Origin of the sequence: Thalassotalea sp. ND16A, from assembly GCF_000764205.1 — a bacterium.
In the GTDB taxonomy this organism is placed as follows: domain Bacteria; phylum Pseudomonadota; class Gammaproteobacteria; order Enterobacterales; family Alteromonadaceae; genus Thalassotalea_A.
The window spans coordinates 36,874-59,312 of sequence record NZ_JQDZ01000009.1 but is presented as its reverse complement, the minus strand read 5'-3'; the positions used below and the strand labels follow the sequence as shown (position 1 = coordinate 59,312).

The following is a 22,439-nucleotide window of genomic DNA, read 5'->3' as shown; positions in this document are numbered from 1 at the left end:
TACTGGCTACGGGCTGTGTATTTGATTAATTCACCTATGGTGTAACAATACTAAGTCTGCCAGAGGTTCGAAGCCCGAGGCTAGAAGCGACAGATATAACGCAGCGAAATGGTTCAGCGAGGGTTAAGACGAAAATGGTTGATTCAATAATTCATACCCCTCAGGACTGAACTTTAGCCAGGCACCTTGTTCATACCAGTCACCAAGCACTATGCGTGTAGCCGCTTGATTGTTGACTTCAAGCTGATGAATTGCCGGACGGTGGGTATGGCCGTGTATTAATAATGTAGAACCAACTTCGGCTAACACTTTAACCACTTCTTTCTCGGTAACATCCATAATATCTTGTGCCAAATCTTTTTCAGTCATCGCGACTTTTTGACGATAATTACGTGCCATATTCTTGCGCACTTTTAACGGTAAGCATTTAATGACACCTTGCCACCACCAGGAACGAGATTTCTTGCGAAACTGTTGATATTCCAGATCGCGGGTACACAAGGAATCGCCATGCATGATCAAGGTTTTTTGCCCATATAAGTCGATTAAACAACTGTCAGGCAATAAGGTCATACCGCATTTTTTTGCGTATTTTTTTCCGAGCAGGAAATCGCGATTGCCAACAATGAAAAATATTTGCGTGCCAGTTTCACTGAGTGCTTTTAGCTTGGCGGCAATGTTTAATACGAATGGTGAGTCATCGTCATCGCCTACCCAAAACTCAAAGAAGTCACCGAGAATATACAGCTTTTCCGCTTTTGGTGCTTCATTATGCAAAAAACTCAGGAAGCAATCGGTAATATCCGCTCGCTCCTGAGTTAAGTGTAAGTCAGCAATAAAATAGGTTAGCAATTATGCTACCTCAACAGACTCTATGGTAATGTCTTCTAATGGTACATCATCGTGGTGACCATTTCGGCCTGTTGCAGCAAGTGTCATTTTATCAACAACATCCATACCTTCAACAACATTAGCAAATACACAGTATCCCCAACCTTGAACCGACTCATTTTTAAAATCTAGGAAAGTGTTATCGACTAAATTAATGAAAAATTGAGCAGAAGCTGAATGAGGATCTTGAGTACGAGCCATCGCCAAAGAGCCACGAGTGTTGCTTAAACCATTATTGGCTTCGTTATCGATTGCTGCACGAGTCGTTTTTTCACCCATGCCAGATTCAAAACCACCACCTTGCGCCATAAAGCCTTTAATTACACGGTGAAAAATAGTACCTGTGTAAAAGCCTTCTTCACAATATTGTTTAAAGTTTGCTGCAGTTTTAGGGGCATTATCAAAATCTAATGCAATTTTAATCTCACCTAAGTTCGTTTTAAACGTGATCATTTTTCGTTTCCTTGATTTAATTGTTAACTGCCGTACGACATTATGCGATGAATTGTAACCTACTCGCAGAATCTGTAAAGGTTAAAAAGGTAAAACCCTTGTACTGTGAATAACATTATGGTGAAAGTTGAACGCATTTGCGTTAAATATTAATATTTATCGGCTTTTAGTTTCTCGTTTCTAGTTTCTGCTTAGTAGTTCGGGTACAATTGCGCGCAAATTTTTAAAATATAATCAGTTCATTTTACTGATGCTAAAACATGAGAGAGCCAATGTTACAGATATACAATACCTTAAGCCGTAAAAAGGAAGAGTTTAAACCAATTAATCCTGGAAAAGTGGGCATGTATGTTTGTGGTATTACGATTTATGATCACTGCCATATTGGGCATGCCCGTACTTATGTCGCATTCGATGTCATTGCCCGTTATTTACGTCACCTTGGTTATGACTTAACTCATGTTCGTAATATTACCGATGTCGATGATAAGATCATCAAACGCGCAGCCGAAAACAATGAAAGTTGTGAAAGCTTAACCACACGGATGACCGCAGATATGTATGCGGACTTGGATGCGTTGAATGTTGCTCGCCCGGATATCGACCCGAAAGTGACGACACATATGCCAGAGATCATTGATATGATCGAACGCATTATTGCCAACAAGCATGCCTATGTCGCCACCAATGGCGATGTGATGTTTGATGTATTGTCTTATAAAGATTACGGCAAATTAAGCATGCAAAACCTGGACATGCTGCAAGCGGGATCTCGTGTCGATATTGATGATGCAAAAAATAACCCGATGGATTTTGTTTTGTGGAAAATGGCCAAGCCCGGTGAACCCGCGTGGTCTTCACCCTGGGGTGAAGGTCGTCCTGGCTGGCATATTGAATGTTCGGCAATGAACTCGAAGCATTTAGGCAATCATTTTGACATTCATGGCGGCGGCAGCGATTTACAATTTCCTCATCATGAAAATGAAATTGCCCAGTCATGCTGTGCCTACGACACACCTTACGTAAATTACTGGTTGCACGGCGGCATGGTGCAAGTGGATAAGGTCAAGATGTCAAAGTCGTTAAATAACTTCTTTACCTTGCGCAGTGTATTAGAAAGTTATGATGCTGAATCTGTTCGGTATTTTTTAGTGTCTAGCCAATACCGCAGTCAATTAAACTATTCGCAAGAGAACCTAACCCAGGCACGAGCATCGCTTGAGCGCATTTATACCGCACTGCGTGATGTTACCCCGATTGAAGTTGAGCTCAAAGGTAATGAATATGTCGCTCGCTTTGAGCAGGCAATGAATGATGATTTTAATACTCCGGAAGCTTTGCCGGTAATCTTTGAATTATCGAAAGAAGTAAATCGCCTTAAAAACGAAGACTCACAAAAAGCCGGCGAGTTAGCATTCGTCTTGATAACACTGGGTGCCGTTATTGGTATTGCCCAAAGTGATCCGGAAGACTTCCTTCATGGTGAGGCCGATGAAGATGCTGGGCTAATTGAACAGTTAATTGAACAGCGTAATAGCGCGCGTGCCAATAAAGACTGGGCCATGGCAGATGATGCTCGTGATAAATTAAAAGCGATGAAGGTTATTTTAGAAGACAGCGCCGGTAAAACCACCTGGCGCAGAGGCTAAGAACAACTAGCTTGAGCTAATTTACGCACTATACCCGACCGGAGGTCCCTGAATAAATCAGGGATGACCTGGTGTAAATTTTCTGAAAAAGATATAAACTCTAGAAAAAATACTCCGTCATTCCAAACTTGTTTTGGAACCCCCCAAGTTGACAGCGAGCGCTTGTATTTTTAACTATCTGCTCTGATAATATTAAATAAGCCCCAAGCTTGTATTGTAAACAAAATTTGGGCTGCAAAAATGCTGCTTGTACCTTGTACCTTGTACCTTGTACCTTGTACCTTGTACCCAGTCCCTATTTTGAACTATGAAACTCTTCACAAGCAATTAACGTATTTTCAATTAAACTTGCAACTGTCATCGGACCAACACCACCGGGTACCGGCGTAATAAACGCGGCTTTTTCTTTGGCAACGGCAAATTCAACATCACCAACCAGTTTGCCGCTGTCTAAACGGTTAATGCCTACATCGATCACGATCGCACCTTCTTTGATCCAGTCTCCTGGAATAAATTCGGGTTTGCCAACAGCTATTACCACCAAATCCGCCTGGCGAATACGGGCTTCGAGATTTTTGGTGAAACGGTGCGTGGTTGTAGTAGTACAACCGGCCAATAACAACTCTAGCGTCATTGGCCGGCCAACTATATTTGACGCGCCAACTACAACGGCTTCCAAACCATGGGGCTTAACCCCGGTTGATTCAATTAACGTCATGATACCTTTAGGGGTGCAAGGGCGAAGACCGGGTTGGCGTAAACATAATTTACCTACATTGGCTGGGTGAAAACCATCAACGTCTTTATCTGGGTGAATATGTTCAATGATCAAATTGGCATCTAAAGCGGCGGGTAAGGGCAGTTGTACCAGTATGCCATCAACGTCATTATCATTATTTAGCTGATCGATTAACTGAAATAAGTCATCTTGAGTTGCTGTTTCTGGTAAATCGTAAGATTTAGAAACAAAGCCTACTTCTTCACAGGCGCGGCGTTTGCTGCCAACATAGACTTCAGAAGCCGGGTCATTACCGACTAAAACAACGGCCAGGCCAGGGGCTCTTTTACCTTCACCTATACGTTGTTGTACTCTTTCTTTAACAGAATGTCTGATCTGCTGGGCAATTGCTTTGCCGTCGATTAACTGTGCGCTCATAAAGCCTTAAATGGAGTTAGAAAAAAACGCGGCTATTTTCGCATAGTTTTTAAGCTGGGTGTAGGTAAAGGGGGAAGTAATTGGCAAATACTTTAAAGTTTTTGATATTGAGCGGAAGAAATTCACTTCTCATTAAATTTTAATCCCCCAAAAAATCAATTTTGCGTCAATATGAGCGGCTTTTTATACAAACTGCGTTAAAATTGAGCGAACGACAAAAATATATCAAAAAGTGTTTGACGGACTTATCTCTCATAGGTAATATGCGCATCCGTTGACACAGTGATGTGTTAGCCAGAAAATATGTCGGTGATTAGCGCAGCTTGGTAGCGCACTTGGTTTGGGTCCAAGGGGTCGCAAGTTCGAATCTTGCATCACCGACCACTTTTTCTTTGGTGGGATTTAGTGTGTTTTATGCTGATAATGATTCGCAAGTTCGAATCTTGACGCATTTATACATTAGCAACCACTTTTTCTTATCTACCATATTAATGTTGAATTTTTTTCAACTTAATATACCCTGTAAGAGGTTTTGCGCCCTTAGCTCAGCTGGATAGAGCAACGCCCTTCTAAGGCGTGGGTCGCAGGTTCGAATCCTGCAGGGCGTGCCATTTCTTATGGTTCAATACAGTGGTGGCTATAGCTCAGTTGGTAGAGCCCCGGATTGTGATTCCGGTTGTCGTGGGTTCAAATCCCATTAGCCACCCCATTTTTTAAATGGAAAGAAATATCGGTGATTAGCGCAGCTTGGTAGCGCACTTGGTTTGGGTCCAAGGGGTCGCAAGTTCGAATCTTGCATCACCGACCACTTTCTTTTTCTATTCTAAATATATTTACTATCTATGACCAAACCAACGTTTGGGTGCTCTCAGTCTAATGGGTCGCAAGTTCGAATCTTGCATCACCGACCACTTTCTTTTAAATTTCCAATTTAAAATCAACTCGGTTTGTATAAAGAACTTACTTGGCAAGTTCAAAAAATTTGTCTGGAACAAATTTTCACGTACGCAGTACGCCCGAAGGGTTAAGTACAGGACGTACTTAATACATCTTGCATCACCGACCACTTTCTTTATTTTAAAAATACTACACTCCGTTATTTTTAAAATATTCAATTTTACTTCGTAAATTTTTCTTCAAGATACTAAACCTTACGATTTACTTCGTTAATTCTCTTAAAACAATCAAATTTATTTCATAAGTTTTTCTTCGAGAAACGAAGGTAATGTTTTTGTTGTATTTTAATCTGAGAGGATTATCATCCTGGCGTTCCGCGTTCCGCGTTCCGCGTTCCGCGTTCCGCGTTCCGCGTTTCTTACAAAAAATTAAATTTTTTTACTTTTCTGGTTGTTTTCGCTTTGTTTGCCCATATATATGCCTTAACGTGACGTATCGGCTTGCTAAGTTATTGTTAATAAATAATAACGATGTCTATGCTAGCAAGGGCTACAAGCATTTCTGATGAAATCGCAGGTGTTAGAACACTCGTTGTAATTGTTACAAAGCGCATAAGTTAGTTATCAGCTATTTACAGTCGTGCATTGCACCGCTATAATTCCGCGTCACATTTAATACCAAGCGACATAAATATCTGCTCACTCAGCGATTGGTAAAAGAGTTTTAGGCAAGGCTTTCATTTTGTACTGTGGTTATTCCACTGAAAAAATGTATAACGCAGCATCAAAATCTTTTAACTTCGCCCTTTGGGTGCTTATCAAAGTCACTATAACTGCAGGAAATTTAAAAAAGATAGAAAAACTATCTCTTTCAAATTTCATTTGTTCTAGCACCTTTGATAAACACTGAGTTGACCATATATTCATATCGGTTGGTATCAACACGCTTATATTTAATAGGCGCTAGAACATCTTTTTATCGAGAGATCAGTGAACTGATCTCTCGACTCATAGTCCACCTAAAGGGCGGGCTATGAACTGACGGTAAGCGTTTTGTTTACTGGTAAATATATAAGATGCATTAACAGGCGTTAACACGTCGGAATTTGAGGTATAAAAATGCAAGTATCAGTTGAGACTACTCAAGGCTTAGAACGTAAAGTATCAATTTCTGTTCCAGCCGAAACAGTAGATGTAGAAGTAAAAAACCGTCTACGTCAAATCGCAAAAACACAAAAAATTAACGGTTTCCGTCCTGGTAAAGTTCCACCTTCAGTGATCCAGAAGCGTTACGGTAAATCGGTACGTCAAGAAGTTGCCGGTGAATTAATGCAACGTCATTTCGTTGAAGCTATCATGGCTGAAAAATTAAACCCAGCTGGCCGTCCTGCATTCGTAGCGAAAAGCAACGAAGAAGGTAAAGAGTTAGAGTTTGATGCAACGTTTGAAATCTACCCTGAAGTTGAATTAGCCGGTTTAGAAACGATTAACGTTGAAAAGCCTGTAGTTGAAGTAACCGAGAAAGATCTTGATGAAATGTTTGTTACTTTACAAAACCAGCACAAAACCTGGAAAGAAAACAAGCGTAAAACCAAGAAAGGCGATAAGTTGACGATTGATTTCAACGGTCGTGTTGATGGTGAAGAATTTGAAGGCGGTAAAGCCGAAGCGTTCGAACTTGAACTAGGCGCTGGTCGCATGATCCCTGGTTTCGAAAAAGAAGTTACCGGTATGAAAGTTGGCGAAGAGAAAACTATCAACGTAACTTTCCCGGAAGATTACCATGCTGAAAACCTAAAAGGTAAAGACGCAGAGTTTGATGTTGTTGTTCACAAAACTGAAGGTCCTGTACTTCCTAAAATCGACGAAGAATTTGCGAAATTGTTCGGTGTAGAAGAAGGCGGAATTGACGCTCTTCGTGAAGAAGTTCAGAAAAATATGGAACGCGAATTAACACAAACCGTTAAAGGTAAAGTTAAAGAGCAAGTACTTGAAGGTTTAGTTGCAGCTAACGAAATTGATACGCCAAAAGCGTTAATCACCCAAGAGATTGATGTATTGCGTAAACAAGCAATGGAACGTTTTGGTGGTCAAATGGACCCTGCAAACATGCCGCAATTACCAGCTGAAATGTTCCAGGAACAAGCTGAGCGTCGTGTAAAAGTTGGTTTGTTACTCGGTGAAGTGATCAAAACTAACGAATTAAAAGTGAATGATGACAAGGTTAAAGCATTAATCGAGTCAGCAGCATCTGCTTACGAAGATCCAACAGAAGTGGTTGAATACTACATGAACAACCAGGAACTTCTACAACAAATGCAACACGTTGCTCTCGAAGAACAAGCGGTTGAACTAATTCTTGAAAAAGCTAAAGTTACCGACAAAGCAACAGCATTTAAAGACATGATGAACCCACAAGCGTAATTTCTTTTAGGAATTAACCCGCTTAATCGTCTTTTGCATTGACATTGTCTCTGGCAATAGCTTAAATGGCTTATATGACTGCATATAAGCCATTTTTATTTCTTTAAGGATATTTTTCTTTGTTTACTAATAATAATTCTCAGCAAATCGACAATGCATTAGTTCCTATGGTGGTTGAACAAACACCAAAGGGGGAACGGTCGTTTGATATTTATTCACGTTTATTAAAAGAGCGTGTTATTTTTCTTTGTGGCCAGGTGGAAGAGCACATGGCGAACCTGATCGTTGCTCAATTGTTATTCCTTGAGTCGGAAAGCCCAGATAAGGATATATTCCTTTATATTAATTCTCCGGGCGGCTCGGTAACAGCAGGTATGGCGATTTATGATACAATGCAATTTATCAAACCCAATGTCAGTACAGTATGTATGGGACAAGCGGCAAGCATGGGCGCATTTTTACTTACCGCGGGTGAAAAGGGCAAACGTTTTTGTTTACCAAATGCGCGGGTGATGATCCATCAACCTTTGGGTGGTTTCCAGGGCCAGGCGTCAGATTTTGAAATTCATGCCAAAGAAATCCTGTCTATTAAAGAGAAGCTTAATAGTTTAATGGCTGAGCATACCGGTCAAGATCTTGACAAGGTTGCCAAAGACACTGACCGTGATAATTTCTTAAGTGCGCAAGAAGCCGTAGATTATGGCCTGGTTGATGGCATATTAACCAAAAGATAGTAACTATCTGCAGAAAACCCCATAGTTAATACAAGTAGGCTAGTTAGCTAAGTTGTTAATTGCTTATTTTGTGAAATACTATATAGATAGTGGTAAAAAATAAAGCCTCAACAGTGAGGCACTATCAATGATATTAATTGATAGGTTACGTTTAAATTGAGGTAGAAAACCGTATGACCGACGAAATTAAAGGTAGCGGTGATAACGAAAAGTTATTGTATTGCTCGTTCTGTGGCAAAAGTCAGCATGAAGTGAGAAAGCTGATTGCAGGCCCTTCTGTGTTTGTTTGTGATGAGTGTGTTGAGCTTTGCAACGATATTATTCGTGAAGAAATCAAAGATATTTCCCCGAAAACAGAGTCTGAAAAACTGCCAACGCCGCAAGAAATCAGAGCAAATTTAGATGAATACGTGATCGGCCAAACGCATGCGAAAAAAGTGTTATCGGTAGCGGTTTATAACCATTACAAACGTTTACGTAATGGTGACACTCATAATGGCATTGAATTAGGTAAATCAAATATCCTGCTTATTGGTCCTACCGGCTCAGGTAAAACCTTACTGGCTGAGACGCTAGCGCGGATGTTGGATGTACCATTTACTATGGCTGATGCCACCACATTAACCGAAGCGGGTTATGTTGGTGAAGATGTTGAAAACATCATCCAAAAATTGTTACAGAAATGTGACTACGACGTTGAAAAAGCTCAGCGCGGTATTGTTTACATCGATGAAATTGATAAAATTTCACGTAAATCCGATAATCCATCAATCACCCGTGACGTATCTGGTGAAGGTGTTCAACAAGCATTATTAAAATTGGTTGAAGGCACTATTGCTGCGGTACCACCACAAGGGGGTCGTAAGCATCCACAACAAGAATTTTTGCAAGTCGATACTTCTAAAATCTTATTTATTTGTGGCGGTGCATTTTCTGGTCTTGATAAAGTCATTGAACAGCGCCTGATCACTGGTACCGGTATTGGTTTCGGTGCCGAAGTGAAAGGCAAGGATTCGGAAAAATCGTTAACCGAGCGTTTTCAGGAAGTAGAGCCTGAAGATTTAGTGAAATATGGTTTGATCCCTGAGTTTATTGGTCGTCTTCCGGTAGTTGCCACGTTAACTGAGCTTGATGAAAGTGCATTGATTCAAATACTGCAAGAACCGAAGAATGCGTTAACTAAACAGTTTACCGCCCTGTTCGATATGGAAGGTGTTGAGCTTGAATTTAGGGAAGATGCATTAATAGCGATTGCCAATAAAGCCATGGTCCGTAAAACCGGAGCCCGTGGTTTAAGGTCAATTGTTGAAGCTGTACTGTTAGATACCATGTACGACCTGCCATCACTAACCGATGCCAGTAAAGTGGTGGTTGATGAGTCAGTGATAAAAGGCGAATCAAAACCTATTATCATGTATGAAACGGTTGAAGAAAAACAAGCAAACCAATAAACGACGAAGTCGTTTAAAGTCAAACAAATGCCAGTCAACAGACTGGCATTTTTGTACATGGATGTGCTTATACCCGGCAGGCAGGAAGCCTTTAGAGGGTGATTGTTTTTAAGCTTCTAGCAACGAGCTACTGGCCACGGGCTGTATCTTTGATGAATTTACCTATCGTGTAACAATACGAATTCTGCCCGAAGCCCGTAGCCCGAAGCAATTTTTATTTTGTATACGGAGATACTTATCTACAGCAGACTGAATGCCTTTAGAGTGGGTTCAGCTAAATCTGTAATAAAAACAGTTTAACCTATTGAATAGTTCATCCAAATCCCCATATACTCAAGTAGAGCTTAATAACTGCTAACGATAACTCCACATAAGAAAAAATAATATTGTGATAATCCGTTAGTGTACACATCACCTTTCCAAGAGTATTCCCTATGAGCACAGAGCATTCAGGACCATTTGAAACCCCAGTACTAGCCTTACGTGATGTCGTAGTCTACCCGCAAATGGTCATTCCATTATTTGTAGGCCGTGAAAAATCCATTCGCTGTTTAGATTTAGCGATGGAGAGCGATAAAAAAGTATTTTTGGTCGCACAAAAAGATGCCAGTGTCGATGAACCGCAAGCGACAGATTTATTTGAAGTCGGAACCATTGCCACTATTTTGCAAATGCTGAAGTTACCGGACGGTACGGTGAAAGTATTGGTCGAAGGTATCCAGCGTGCCAGCATCAAAGAATTTGTTGAAACTGAAGAGTATTTTATTGCCAACGTCGACTATTTAGAAGTTGAGCAGAGTGAGACTGATAATCATGAAGTCCTGGTGCGTTCAGCCGTTTCTCAGTTTGAAGGCTACGTTAAGCTTAATAAAAAAATTCCCCCTGAGGTACTTACTTCGGTTTCCGGTATCGATAATGCCGAACAACTTGCCGATACCATGGCTGCCCATATGCCTTTAAAATTACAGGACAAGCAACACGTCCTGGAAATTATTAATGTTGGTGAGCGACTTGAATATTTAATGGCCTTAATGGAAGGTGAAATAGATCTGTTGCAGGTGGAAAAGAAAATTCGCGGTCGGGTTAAAAAGCAAATGGAAAAAAGCCAGCGCGAATATTATTTGAATGAGCAAATGAAAGCCATTCAAAAAGAACTTGGTGATATGGATGATGTGCCAGATGAAGCAGAACAGCTGGCCAAAAAAATTGAAGATGCACAGATGCCAGCCGAAGCCAAAGAAAAAACCTTAGCGGAGCTGCATAAATTAAAAATGATGTCGCCAATGTCGGCTGAAGCTACGGTAGTGCGCAGCTATATTGATTGGATGATTTCGGTACCCTGGAAAAAACGCAGCAAATTAAAGCGTAATTTAAAATTGGCCAATGATGTGCTTGAGCAAGACCACTATGGCCTGGAAAAAGTAAAAGAACGGATCATAGAATATCTAGCCGTGCAGCAACGAGTTACCCAGTTAAAAGGCCCTATTTTGTGTTTAGTCGGCCCTCCTGGCGTTGGTAAAACTTCACTGGGTCAGTCTATCGCCAAAGCAACCGGGCGCAAATACGTGCGCATGGCACTTGGTGGTGTGCGCGATGAAGCAGAAATTCGTGGTCATCGTCGTACCTATATCGGCTCAATGCCGGGCAAGCTGGTACAAAAAATGGCGAAAGCGGAAGTAAAAAATCCATTATTCTTACTGGATGAAATTGACAAAATGGCTTCCGATATGCGTGGAGATCCAGCATCGGCATTACTCGAAGTCCTAGATCCTGAGCAAAACAATGCCTTTAATGATCATTATTTGGAAGTAGATTACGACTTATCGGATGTGATGTTCGTGGCAACGTCGAACAGCATGAATATTCCAGGGCCATTACTCGATCGCATGGAAGTGATTCGCTTGTCAGGTTACACCGAAGATGAAAAGCTTAATATTGCTACCCGTCATCTAATGAACAAACAAATTAAACGCAATGGTTTGAAAGATAACGAAATTCAAATTGAAGACAGTGCCATTATCGGCATCATTCGTTATTACACCCGCGAAGCCGGGGTGCGTAGCCTGGAACGTGAAATTTCAAAACTTTGTCGAAAAGCGGTGAAGAAAATATTGCTTAATGACGAGGTGAAAAAAGTCATCATTAATCAGGATAACCTGGAAGAGTTTTTAGGTGTTCAGCGTTTTGATTATGGCAAAGCGGAAGACGAGAACCGCATTGGCCAGGTTACGGGTCTTGCCTGGACGGAAGTCGGTGGTGAGCTATTGACCATTGAAGCTGCATCAGTACCGGGCAAAGGAAAATTATCGTTTACCGGTTCATTGGGCGAAGTGATGCAAGAATCGATTCAGGCGGCAATGACGGTAGTGCGTAGCCGAACTGAAGGCTTGCGCATCAATTCAGACTTTCATGAGAAGCGTGATATTCATGTTCATGTACCTGAGGGAGCCACGCCAAAAGATGGCCCAAGTGCCGGTATTGGCATGTGTACTGCCCTGGTCTCAAGTTTGACCGGTAATCCGGTTAAGGCGGATGTCGCGATGACTGGTGAAATTACCTTGCGTGGTGAAGTATTAGCGATTGGTGGTTTAAAAGAAAAACTATTGGCAGCACACCGAGGTGGTATAAAAACCGTAATTATTCCAAAAGATAATGAGCGCGATTTAAAAGAAATTCCAGATAATGTGAAAGCCGATTTGGCCATTCATCCGGTAAAATGGATTGATGATGTACTTGAACTTGCCCTGTTAGAATCGCCGGATAAGTGGTCTGTAGCGAGTTAATTCGTGGTATCACTGCTGGTTTTCTTGAAAAATAAGCGATTTTTTCAATAAAAATGAAAAAAATTGCTATTTAGGGGTTTTCAAACGACTTAACTGTGTTAGTCTGAATACCGAAGCCAAGCTAAACCTGCGCTACAGCTTAGCAATAGCAAGGGATAGGCAAATTAAAAAAATGAAATTTGATTTAAATCTTATTTTTTGGAACTCGGAGCTTGCAGTTAATGAAAATGCCTGATATAAAAACTATCGAGCATTTCTGAAAAGCTCCAAATAATAACAATTAAAGGGGAACACATTGTGAATAAGTCACAACTAATTGAAAAAATTGCAGCAGGCGCTGACATCTCTAAAGCAGCAGCTGGCCGTGCGCTAGATTCTTTTATCGATGCTGTATCTGACGAATTAAAATCAGGTGAGCAAGTTGCTCTAGTTGGTTTCGGTACTTTCTCTGTACGTGATCGTGCAGCTCGTTCTGGCCGTAACCCACAAACTGGTGCGACTATTCAAATCGCTGCAGCTAAAATTCCAGCTTTCAAAGCCGGTAAAGCACTTAAAGATGCAGTGAACTAAGAATTACTTCTTAGAGTGAAAAAGCTGGCTTATGCCAGCTTTTTTTGTTTATAGAAGAAATATATGCAAAATTTGCATAATTAATAAATTAACTGCAATAAGACGATAATTTTAAAGATAAACACTTCAAGCTCGCCATAGTGTTTGCTACAATCGAGCATCAAAAATTTATGTCCTGATGTTAAGTGACAAGAGAACAATATGTTAGAAAGAATAAGAGAAGGCTCTTCAGGAGTTACCGCTAAGGTTATTTTAGGCCTAGTGATTGCTACATTTGTGTTTGCTGGTGTCGGTAGTTATACCAACTCTGTTGATACCTCTGCAGCTACGGTTAATGACGAAAAAATTAGCCAGCAAGAATTTGAATCAGCGTATCAAAACCAACGTGCTCGTATGGAGCAACAATATGGTGAGATGTTTGCGCAATTAGCAGCAAATGATGTTTACATGCAATCAATGCGTTCAAATGTATTAGAAAACTTGATCAACGAAGAATTATTAGATCAAAATGCCAGGGAATTAAACATCCGCATTAGTGATCAACAAATAAAAGAAGCCATTTATGCAATGGCTGAATTTCAGGTTGATGGCGTGTTTAATAACGATCGTTATTTAATGGTCATTAATCAGGCCGGATTTTATCAGCCTTCTACGTTTAGAGATTACTTACGTACTGATATGGCGCGTCGTCAATTAATGCAGAGTGTCATGGCAACTGAGTTTAGCCTGCCATACCAGCAAGAGCTTTCAGTAAAATTAACCAATCAAACTCGTAGTATTCGTTACGCGACTGTTTCAGCCAAACAATTTGTCGTTAATAGCGAAATCACTGACGCCGAAATTAACGAGTATTATCAAGCCAATCAAAACCGGTTTGCCACGCAAGAGCAGGTCAAAGTTGAATATATCAGTTTAGATATTGCCAACATTAGCAAAGATGTGGTGGTAGAAGCTGCGGAAGTGCAAGCTTATTACGACAATAATATGGATGCCTATTCTACGACAGAACGTCGTCGTGCATCGCATATCTTAATCGAGTTTGCTGATGATGAAGCTGCGGCGCAGCAGCAAGCCAAAGAACTACTTGCCAAAGTTCAAGCTGGTGAAGATTTTGCCGCATTGGCGAAAGAGTTTTCTGCCGATAGTTTTTCTGGTGAAAATGGTGGTGATCTGGACTGGTTCGAACAAGGAGCAATGGATGTCGAATTTGACAAAGCCACTTTCGCCTTAACCTTAGAAAACAATATCAGTGACGTAGTGAAATCTGACTTTGGTTTTCATATTATTAAATTAACTGACTTAGAAGCGGTTAAAACGAAACAGTTTATTGAGGTAAAAGACGAAATCCTTACTCAGTTATCGAACGATAAAGCGTTAGAAATTTATTATGATTTACAAACGCAAATGGCTGAAATTGCCTTTGAATCGCCAGATTCTCTAGATGATGCGGCAGCGGTGATTAATGCTGAAATTAAAACCAGTGACTGGTTAACTCGCGGTAGCAATTCGGCACCATTTAATAATGGTAATGTTATTGACGTTGCTTTTTCGGATGTTGTGTTATTAGATAAAATGAACTCCGATGTGGTTGAAGTTGTTGGTGATGCGCAAGCGATGGTTGTTCGTCTGGCAGAGCATAAAGAGGCTAGCACTAAGCCACTTATCGACGTAAGTGCTCAAATCAAAACGCAACTTGTCAATGATAAAGCAAGCTTAGCGGCACAAGCGGCAAGCGATGCATTATTAGCGAAATTAATTGCCGGTGAAGATACCACTACAGATTTAGCCACTGCTGGCGCTGAATTTGTTACGGCGCAGAACATTGCTCGTAACGGTAGTGACGTTGCCAATAATATTGCTCGTCAAGCGTTTACTTTAGCACACCCGGTTGACGGACAAGTATCTGCGGCCAATACTGTGATGGCTAATGGTGATTACGCGATTGTTGAATTAATTAGTGTGGTTGAAGGTGCTGCCGCTGAAGCGGATGCTAATCTTGCCCAACAACAAACAATGGCATTATCACAATCGGCTTTTGAAGGCTACATTAGCAATTTGAAAGCGAATGCTGAGATCTCTCGTAATTTACCGACTAACGCTGCCCCGCAGTTTTAGACGTTAATAGTCACTTGCTTGAAAGGTCGCTAACGCGGCCTTTTTTGTGGCTGGCAACTGGCAACAAGAAACGGGCAACTGGCTACGGGCAACGAGCCACGAGCCACGAGCAGATCCCGTATGAATTAGATTAAGGGTACGAGGTACAGGGTACAGGGTACAAGCAGTATGGTTGGTGTTTAGAATTCACCCTTATCCCAAAACCTGGTTTGTTTATTCTAGTTTGAACAATACTTTTGCTTATCGCTGACACTATCTGCCCGTGGCTCGCAGCCAGTTGCCCTTAGCTGATTTAGTGGGTACAGGCAGATAGCGCATTACTCAGAGAACTCTCTATATATGCTAATAGCAACTTTGATTGATAATTTATGGTTCTTAAGAAACGAGAAACGAAGAACCATTGTTGCTATGCACGTTTTGAATTTAGGAGGTCCCGTTCAAAAGCATAACGGGATGACGGAGTAATTTTTCTAAGTGTATGATAATCAACTATTTCGGTTTACTTACACCACGTCATATGTGATGTTTTTGCACGGGATCTCACTGAGCGTGCGGTGGGGCTACCGTTTAAAGTCTCTTCGTAACTGGAGGAGATCCCATCCAAAAACATGATGGGATGACGGTGAATTTTTTCTGATATTGTATAGTGGCAATTACTCTAATCGATATTAAAATATACTGCTTGTACCTTGTACCTTGTACCTTGTACCTTGTACCTTGTACCTAATATCCCTTCACTTATCGCTAACACTATCTGCCCGTAGCTCGTAGCTTTTAGCCCGCAGCTTTCTATTTCATCTTCGTCTTTCGTTGCGACATCACTAGCTTACGGGTGTATTTATCTTTCGGGTTGGCTAATACGTCACGGGTATTGCCATATTCGACCACTTTACCTTCACGTAACACCATGATCTTATCGCTAAAGTGTTCGACTACGTCAATATCGTGTGATACCAATAAATACGCCAGGCCCATTTGTTCCTGTAACTTGAGTAACAAGTTTATCATTTGCGCTCTTAGCGATAAATCTAAAGACGCTAGCGCTTCATCGAGTATAACTAACTGTGGTTGTAAGATAATGGCTCTGGCCAGCGATATACGTTGTTTCTGTCCACCAGAAAACATATGTGGATAAAAGTGTAAGTGATCAGCCAGTAATCCAACTTTTTGCAGAGTTGCCCGGATCATATTATTGCGTTGTTCTTCATCGAGGCGAGTGTTTAATAATAATGGCTCTTCCAGTTGCTGGCGTATGGTTAAACTGGGGTTTAAGGTATCGGCGGCATTTTGAAATATCATCCGTACATGTTGGCATCTTTGTTTAAAATTACCGGTTTGCAAGTGTTGACCATTCAGACTGATTTCACCGGTTGTAGGTCGTGCTGCGCCGACAAGAAGTTTCGCCAGGGTTGATTTGCCTGAGCCAATTTCGCCAATTACCGCTAAGGTTTCTTTCGCTTCCAATTTAAATGAAATCGGATGCAATACCGTTACGGCTTTCTGTTTAAACCAGTTTGACTTTATTTTATATTTTTTACTGAGATCTTTTACTTCAATCAAGCTTGCCATATCAATATTCCTTGCGATGGGAGAAATGACAACTGACCTGATGGCCCTGGAAAGATTCTACTTGTGGTGCAAGTACACATTTCTTTTGCGCATTCGGGCAGCGCGGCCCTAACCGACAGCCAATGGGTAAATGTTGCAAACTGGGAATGCTGCCAGGCAAAGTATGTAGCAGTGACTTTTTGATTAAATTGGTGCTTGTGCGCGGAGTACTGGCAACTAACGCCTTGGTATAAGGGTGAAATGGCGTGTTGAATATTTGCTCTGTGGTACCGGCTTCGACAAATTGCCCTGAGTACATCACCGTTAGGTAATCAGTCCAATGACTGATTTTTTCCAATTCATGACTGATCAGTAATATTGACATATTCTTAAGCTTATTTAAACTTTCCAATAACTTGAATATTTGCGCCTGGTTGGTGGCTTCCATTGATGCCGTAGGCTCATCGGCAATCAATAATTTTGGCTGTTTCGCCAATGCGATGGCAATCATTACACGTTGACATAAAGCATTGGTTAACTGATGCGGGTAACTTTTGGCGCAGATGTCATGCTGCTTTATCCCGACTTTATGCAGTAACTTAGCTGCGGCTTCTTTGCGCTGTTGCGCCTTTTGCCAAAAGTAACCGCTAAATTTACTGCCATCGAGTGCTTCTTCAATTTGCTCACCAATGCTGTTAGTGGGGTCTAAACAGCTCATCGGCTCTTGAAATATCATCGCCACATCTTTGGTGATGATTTGTTTACGCTCTTCTATTGGCAAACGTAATAAATCGACGCCTTGCCAGTGAAATCTATCGGCGGTGACATGCCACTTATCGTCTAATACGCCAATTATCGCTTGCGCTAAAATCGATTTACCTGAGCCGGATTCGCCCACCAATCCGCGTATTTCACCATCTTTTAAAGCTAGAGATACTCGTTCCACGGCTAATATATTTTCACCATGGCTGGTAAGTTCAATACTCAGGTTTTTAATGTCTAATAAATTCATTATCTATCTTTTTGTATCTTTAATGAGTGACGTAAGCCTTCACCAACCAGGTTGGTGACGATAACGGTAAATAAAATTGCCAACCCAGGCAAATACGAGGTCCAGGGCGCAATATAAAATAAATCCAGAGAATTGGCTAACATCGAACCCCATTCTGGCATCGGGATTGGCGCCCCCAGACCTAAAAAACCCAAGGCAGCAATATCCAGAATCGCTGCCGATTGCGCTAATGTCGCCTGGATAATGACTTTATCAATGATGTTTGGATAAATAGAAGTGATCAACACTCGGGTCTCTGACGCACCATCAAGGATAGGAATTAATACATAACCTTTTTTTTGTTCTTCTTTAATGGCGTTGCGGGTTACATGAACAAATTGTGGTATCGAAACCAGAGCAATTGCCCACAGTACGTTGCCCAGACCCGGTCCCAAGATCGCGACGATAATTATTGCCAGCAAAAGTGATGGAATGGATAAAATAACATCGAGAAAGTGATTGAGGAAACTGGCTTTTATGCCTCGGTTAATGGCGGAGATGGAGCCGATAATTCCCCCGATAGCCAAAGCAAAAAAGACCACCACAAAACTTAAACCAAAAGTAAGCGAAGTACCATGGATTAGCCTTGATAGCATGTCTCGGCCTAAATCATCGGTACCCAGCAGATAACTGACATCACCGTCGTCGTTCCATGCTGGTGGTACCAATAATTTATCCAAATTATTTTCGACGATGTCATGCGGAGTGATAAAGCTGCCAAATACACTGAAAAATACTAAAAACAAATAGCAACCAAAGGCAATAATTGCCACTGGTGTATTCTTAAAGGTATACCATAGCTGTTTTATCGGCGATGGAAACTCTTCTTCTTGATATATATTTTCACGCGCCATGTTGTTTATGCCTTTCTAACGGGTTTAACGCTGCGTAAAGAAAATCAGCAAGAATATTGATGAAGAAGGTAAAAGTGGCTAAGGCAATTAACCCGCCTTGTATTGCGGTGTAATCTCTGGCAAAAATGCTTTCGATTAACCAACTGCCAGCGCCCTGCCAATTAAATATCACTTCTGCAATCATCGCCACCGTCACCAAATTAGCAAAGTGCAAACCAATTAAGCGGACAATACCCACCAAGGAGTTGCGGATGCCATGATGATAAATGATATGGGCTTGTGACAGGCCTTTCGCTTTTGCCGCTTTTATGTAATTTGACTCTAAGACATCAAGCATCGAAGTTCGTGCCAAGCGGATAAAAATAGTCATCGGCGCGGTTGCGACCGCGATGGCGGGTAAGACAATATGCATAAACGCATCTTTTAGCGCTTGCGCCTGGTATTGGCTGTCACTCAACAAAATGTCGATAAACTTAAAGCCGGTCACTTGCTCTATTTCAAATAATAAGTTTAGTTGGCCGGAAGATGGAAACCAGGACAAGGTAATAGAAAATACTAAAATTAAGATCAACGCGAACCAGAATACCGGAATCGAATAACCTACCATGGCAAAGGTTAAAATGATTTTATCTAAGGGTTTATTGTGAAATATTGCCGCAATAAAACCTAAGGGTACGCCAAAGAACAGGGCAATAAACAAAGCCGATAAACATAACTCTATGGTCGCTGGTAAGAATGTTTTGAGTTCATAACTGATTGGCATCTGGCTCGACATGGATAGACCAAAATTGCCGCTAAATATCTGGCCAATGTAGGCGGTGTATTGGTGAAATATAGATTTATCCATATTATAAAGGACGACCAACTGCTCAGTTCTTTGTTGATCAGCGTTTACTTCGCCACTCAAATTAACCAGCACATTCCCAGGAAAAAAATAACTCAAGCTAAAAGATACTATTGATAGCATTAGCAAGGTAAAAAACAGTAAATTTAAGCGTCGCAAAGTAAAATTTAGCATAATTACTGTAACGCCTTCTTATTTACATTTTCAAAGCTGATGCCACCAAATGGGGTTAATATATCGCCTTCAATTTCGGCGACTTTGGCCTGAGCTCGTTTGGCGTAGGCAATTGGCAGCAGCGGAATTTCTTTGTCTAAAATGTGTTGTGCTTGCTTATATAAATTTTTACGGATTGTGGTGTCATTCGTTGCTAACGATTGCTTCAACAATTGATCGAACTCTTCATTACACCACATCGCACGGTTTGTCCCTGTTGCTAACGACGCACAACTTAACGGCGGAGAAAAAAAGTTATCCGGATCAGGGTGATCTGCCGACCAGCCAATCAGTACCGACTGGTGTTCACCTTTGGCCAGTTTTTTCAAAAAGGTGGCCCATTCAAAGGTAATGATATTGACTTCAATACCTATGCTGGCAAGATCGGCCTTGATTAACTTTGCCATCTTCAACGCGTTTGGGTTGTATGCACGCTGGATCGGACCGGCCCAGATGTCGAGAGTGAAACCATCGGCCAAGCCGGCATCAGCCAACAATAGTCTCGCCTTTTCTAGCGAATGTTCAATGGTTTTGCTACTTTTTGAATAGGCCCATGATGCTTTTGGCAGTAAAGAGTCAGCAACCTCCGCTTGATCATAATAGACCGCACTTATTATCGCTTTTTTATCAATCGCGTGGGCAACGGCTTTTCGTACTAAAGGGTTGTCAAATGGCGGCACTTGCGTATTAAATGCCAGAAACGCGACATTAAATGACGTAACTTCTTCGAGCGCCAGATCCTTTCGAGAAGCAATTTCTTGCATGGCAATCGGATGAGCGATAACGTCACATTCATGAGTTAACAGTTTGGTTAAGCGGCTGGTATTGCCGGGACTGATATTAAATAATAATTGCTCAATTTGAACATCAAAGCGCCAATAATTTTCATGTTTAACGTAGCGAATTAGTGAACCACTACGATACTCCCGATATTTGAACGGGCCGGTACCTATGGGTTTACTGTCCAGTTCGGTTAAATCTCTTCCTTGTGCCAATAACGTATCGGCGTACTCTTTTGATAAAATAACACCAAAAGGTGCCGCCAGATTTGTCAAAAACGAACTTTGCGGATATGCCAACCGAAACCTGATGGTGTACTCATCAATTTTTTCAATGTCTTGCACTAACTCACTAAATTTAATGCTTTGGAAGAAGGGGAATCTGCCAGCCACTGATTGATAAAACGGGTTGCTTTCGTCAATAATGCGGTTAAAGCTGAAAATAACATCATCGGCATTCATATTGCGGCTTGGGGTGAAATAATCGGTTTGGTGAAACGGCACATCTTTGCGTAAATAAAAGGTGATCAACTTACCGTTTTTGGTCATATGCCAGGAGCGCGCTAACGCCGGTATTTTATCAAAATTTGTCGGGTCAAAGTCCATCAACCGGTTATACAATTGCTTTGAGGTTGCATCGATAGTAATAAAGGAAGTGGCCAACTGCGGATTAAAGGTAGAAGGCGAACCCTCTGAGCAATAGATGATGCCTTTGGTTAACGCTGAGTCATCACTGACTTTGCCACAACTGCTTAACAATAGCACCAAACTAAGCATAAATAAGGTATTTATAGCCTTTACTTTGACTGAGTCAGCTTTAACTTTCATCAGTTTCACTGTTTTCCAATAAGTTGTATTTTTTCAAATAACCTCTTAATTGATGATAGGTCAGTTCTAATGCTTCTGCCGTTTTCTTTTGGTTAAACTGACAGGCGGCGAGTGCCTCTTGTAACAAGTTAATTTCATAATCTTGGGATAACGATTTTAGTGATACCGGGTATACAATCTCAGGGCAGAGTTTGGTTGCAACTTCAATCTGTTCGCTGCCATTCTTGGTTACTTCAGGGCTCACGGCAGAGCTTGCCTCAGTGGCCGGCGCAGTTGTTGATTGCCGGTCACTGGTTTTGATTCGTTTTTTCGGTCTAAACGGCGATTCAAAGGGGTCGATGATCAATTCATTTACCGGTAAGTGCGGGTTGTTATGGCGATATACGCTACGTTCAACCACATTTTTCAATTCACGGATATTACCGGGCCAGTGATAGCCCAATAAGGCTTTATTTACTTTCTCGGTAAAGCCACTAAATAATTCGAAATCTAATTCTCTGGCCATGGCAATGGCAAAGTGTTCGGCCAATATTGGTATATCTTCCAAGCGCTCTCTTAACGGCGGCAGGGTGATCACATCAAACGCCAGTCTATCTAATAAATCGGCTCTAAATTCACCTTTTTCAGCAAGTTGCGGTAAATCTTCATTGGTTGCTGCGATTAAACGCACGTCTGACTTTACTGTTTTTGAACCGCCAACGCGTTCAAACTCACCATACTCGACCACTCGTAACAGTTTTTCCTGGATCAAGCCGGAAGTATTAGCCAACTCATCAAGAAACAAAGTGCCACCATGGGCGCGTTCAAATCGGCCTTCATGGCGTTTAGTGGCACCGGTAAAGGCACCGCCCTCATGACCAAACAGTTCGCTCTCTAATAAATTCTCGTTTAGGGCGGCACAATTGAGTTTGAGATAGTTTTGATCCCAACGTTTTGACAGGTAATGTAAACGGGCGGCAACCAGTTCTTTACCTGTACCACGCTCACCTATTAATAATACCGGTTTTGATAATGGCGCGACTTGCGAGATATGTTCCAGAACTTCTAAAAAGCTGTTCGACTGGCCTATCAAGTTATCTTGTTGTTTGAAACGGGTCATAGCTTGACCTAATTATTGGTTTTTTTCACTAACAAATAGTGTATTTCATTAACCGTAAACTTAGAAGTCTTTTTTTTAAAATATTTAATGCAAGAAAAACA

At 41.3% G+C, this 22,439-nt stretch carries 16 protein-coding genes and 4 tRNA genes; 11 read left to right on the top strand and 9 right to left on the bottom strand.

Features of this window, described 5'->3' with window-relative positions; all coding sequences use genetic code 11:
* Positions 1-123 precede the first annotated feature (123 nt).
* Both ND16A_RS17390 and ND16A_RS17395 read right to left on the bottom strand, forming a co-directional pair.
* Complete coding sequence (locus tag ND16A_RS17390) at positions 124-852, bottom strand: UDP-2,3-diacylglucosamine diphosphatase (RefSeq protein ID WP_033075935.1); 729 nt, start codon at positions 850-852, stop codon at positions 124-126.
* Positions 853-1,344 carry a peptidylprolyl isomerase gene (locus ND16A_RS17395; protein WP_033075934.1) on the bottom strand — a complete coding sequence of 164 codons (492 nt, stop codon included), beginning with the start codon at positions 1,342-1,344 and terminating at the stop codon, positions 853-855.
* Between the two features lie 272 nt (positions 1,345-1,616).
* On the opposite strand from ND16A_RS17395, the gene cysS reads away from it, so the two are divergent.
* Positions 1,617-2,993 (top strand): cysteine--tRNA ligase, encoded by a 1,377-nt coding sequence (cysS, locus tag ND16A_RS17400; protein WP_033076019.1) that lies wholly within the window; start codon positions 1,617-1,619, stop codon positions 2,991-2,993.
* A gap of 295 nt (positions 2,994-3,288) precedes the next feature.
* Here the strand turns inward: cysS and folD are convergent, their stop codons facing one another.
* Complete coding sequence (gene folD, locus ND16A_RS17405) at positions 3,289-4,149, bottom strand: bifunctional methylenetetrahydrofolate dehydrogenase/methenyltetrahydrofolate cyclohydrolase FolD (protein WP_033075933.1); 861 nt, start codon at positions 4,147-4,149, stop codon at positions 3,289-3,291.
* A 307-nt stretch (positions 4,150-4,456) separates the two neighbouring features.
* Between folD and ND16A_RS17410 the strand changes: the two genes are divergently transcribed.
* From ND16A_RS17410 to ND16A_RS17455, 10 genes are all read left to right on the top strand, one after another.
* Positions 4,457-4,533 (top strand) — tRNA-Pro (locus ND16A_RS17410).
* A gap of 150 nt (positions 4,534-4,683) precedes the next feature.
* Positions 4,684-4,760 (top strand) — tRNA-Arg (locus tag ND16A_RS17415).
* A gap of 22 nt (positions 4,761-4,782) precedes the next feature.
* Positions 4,783-4,858, top strand: a tRNA-His gene (locus ND16A_RS17420).
* Between the two features lie 22 nt (positions 4,859-4,880).
* A tRNA-Pro gene (locus ND16A_RS17425) sits at positions 4,881-4,957 on the top strand.
* A 1,207-nt stretch (positions 4,958-6,164) separates the two neighbouring features.
* Entirely contained in the window at positions 6,165-7,469 is a 1,305-nt protein-coding gene (gene tig / locus ND16A_RS17430) for a trigger factor (protein ID WP_033075932.1), read from the top strand.
* 146 nt (positions 7,470-7,615) lie between these two features.
* Positions 7,616-8,203: an ATP-dependent Clp endopeptidase proteolytic subunit ClpP gene (clpP, locus tag ND16A_RS17435; RefSeq protein WP_268746301.1), complete on the top strand. Its 588-nt coding sequence runs from the start codon at positions 7,616-7,618 to the stop codon at positions 8,201-8,203.
* Positions 8,204-8,376: 173 nt separating this feature from the next.
* Positions 8,377-9,654, top strand: coding sequence for an ATP-dependent protease ATP-binding subunit ClpX (gene clpX, locus ND16A_RS17440; protein WP_033075930.1), 1,278 nt, complete (start codon positions 8,377-8,379; stop codon positions 9,652-9,654).
* 434 nt (positions 9,655-10,088) lie between these two features.
* Complete coding sequence (lon, locus tag ND16A_RS17445) at positions 10,089-12,437, top strand: endopeptidase La (protein WP_033075929.1); 2,349 nt, start codon at positions 10,089-10,091, stop codon at positions 12,435-12,437.
* 294 nt (positions 12,438-12,731) lie between these two features.
* Entirely contained in the window at positions 12,732-13,007 is a 276-nt protein-coding gene (locus tag ND16A_RS17450) for an HU family DNA-binding protein (RefSeq protein ID WP_268746300.1), read from the top strand.
* Positions 13,008-13,208: 201 nt separating this feature from the next.
* The gene (locus ND16A_RS17455; RefSeq protein WP_033075927.1) at positions 13,209-15,122 is read left to right on the top strand and encodes a SurA N-terminal domain-containing protein; all 1,914 of its coding nucleotides are present in this window, start codon (positions 13,209-13,211) and stop codon (positions 15,120-15,122) included.
* A gap of 789 nt (positions 15,123-15,911) precedes the next feature.
* Here ND16A_RS17455 and ND16A_RS17460 read toward each other — a convergent pair.
* From ND16A_RS17460 to pspF, 6 genes are read right to left on the bottom strand one after another with little or no spacing between them, the layout of a single operon-like run.
* Complete coding sequence (locus ND16A_RS17460; RefSeq protein ID WP_033075926.1) at positions 15,912-16,691, bottom strand: peptide ABC transporter ATP-binding protein; 780 nt, start codon at positions 16,689-16,691, stop codon at positions 15,912-15,914.
* Position 16,692: 1 nt separating this feature from the next.
* Positions 16,693-17,682: a peptide ABC transporter ATP-binding protein gene (locus ND16A_RS17465; RefSeq protein ID WP_033075925.1), complete on the bottom strand. Its 990-nt coding sequence runs from the start codon at positions 17,680-17,682 to the stop codon at positions 16,693-16,695.
* Entirely contained in the window at positions 17,682-18,575 is an 894-nt protein-coding gene (locus tag ND16A_RS17470) for an ABC transporter permease subunit (protein WP_033075924.1), read from the bottom strand. The genes ND16A_RS17465 and ND16A_RS17470 overlap by 1 nt, the downstream gene beginning before the upstream one ends.
* Complete coding sequence (locus ND16A_RS17475) at positions 18,565-19,593, bottom strand: ABC transporter permease (RefSeq protein WP_033075923.1); 1,029 nt, start codon at positions 19,591-19,593, stop codon at positions 18,565-18,567. The genes ND16A_RS17470 and ND16A_RS17475 overlap by 11 nt, the downstream gene beginning before the upstream one ends.
* A gap of 2 nt (positions 19,594-19,595) precedes the next feature.
* The gene (locus tag ND16A_RS17480; RefSeq protein WP_033075922.1) at positions 19,596-21,239 is read right to left on the bottom strand and encodes an ABC transporter substrate-binding protein; all 1,644 of its coding nucleotides are present in this window, start codon (positions 21,237-21,239) and stop codon (positions 19,596-19,598) included.
* Entirely contained in the window at positions 21,229-22,338 is a 1,110-nt protein-coding gene (gene pspF / locus ND16A_RS17485) for a phage shock protein operon transcriptional activator (protein WP_033075921.1), read from the bottom strand. Before pspF ends, ND16A_RS17480 begins: the two co-directional genes overlap by 11 nt.
* Positions 22,339-22,439: the final 101 nt, after the last annotated feature.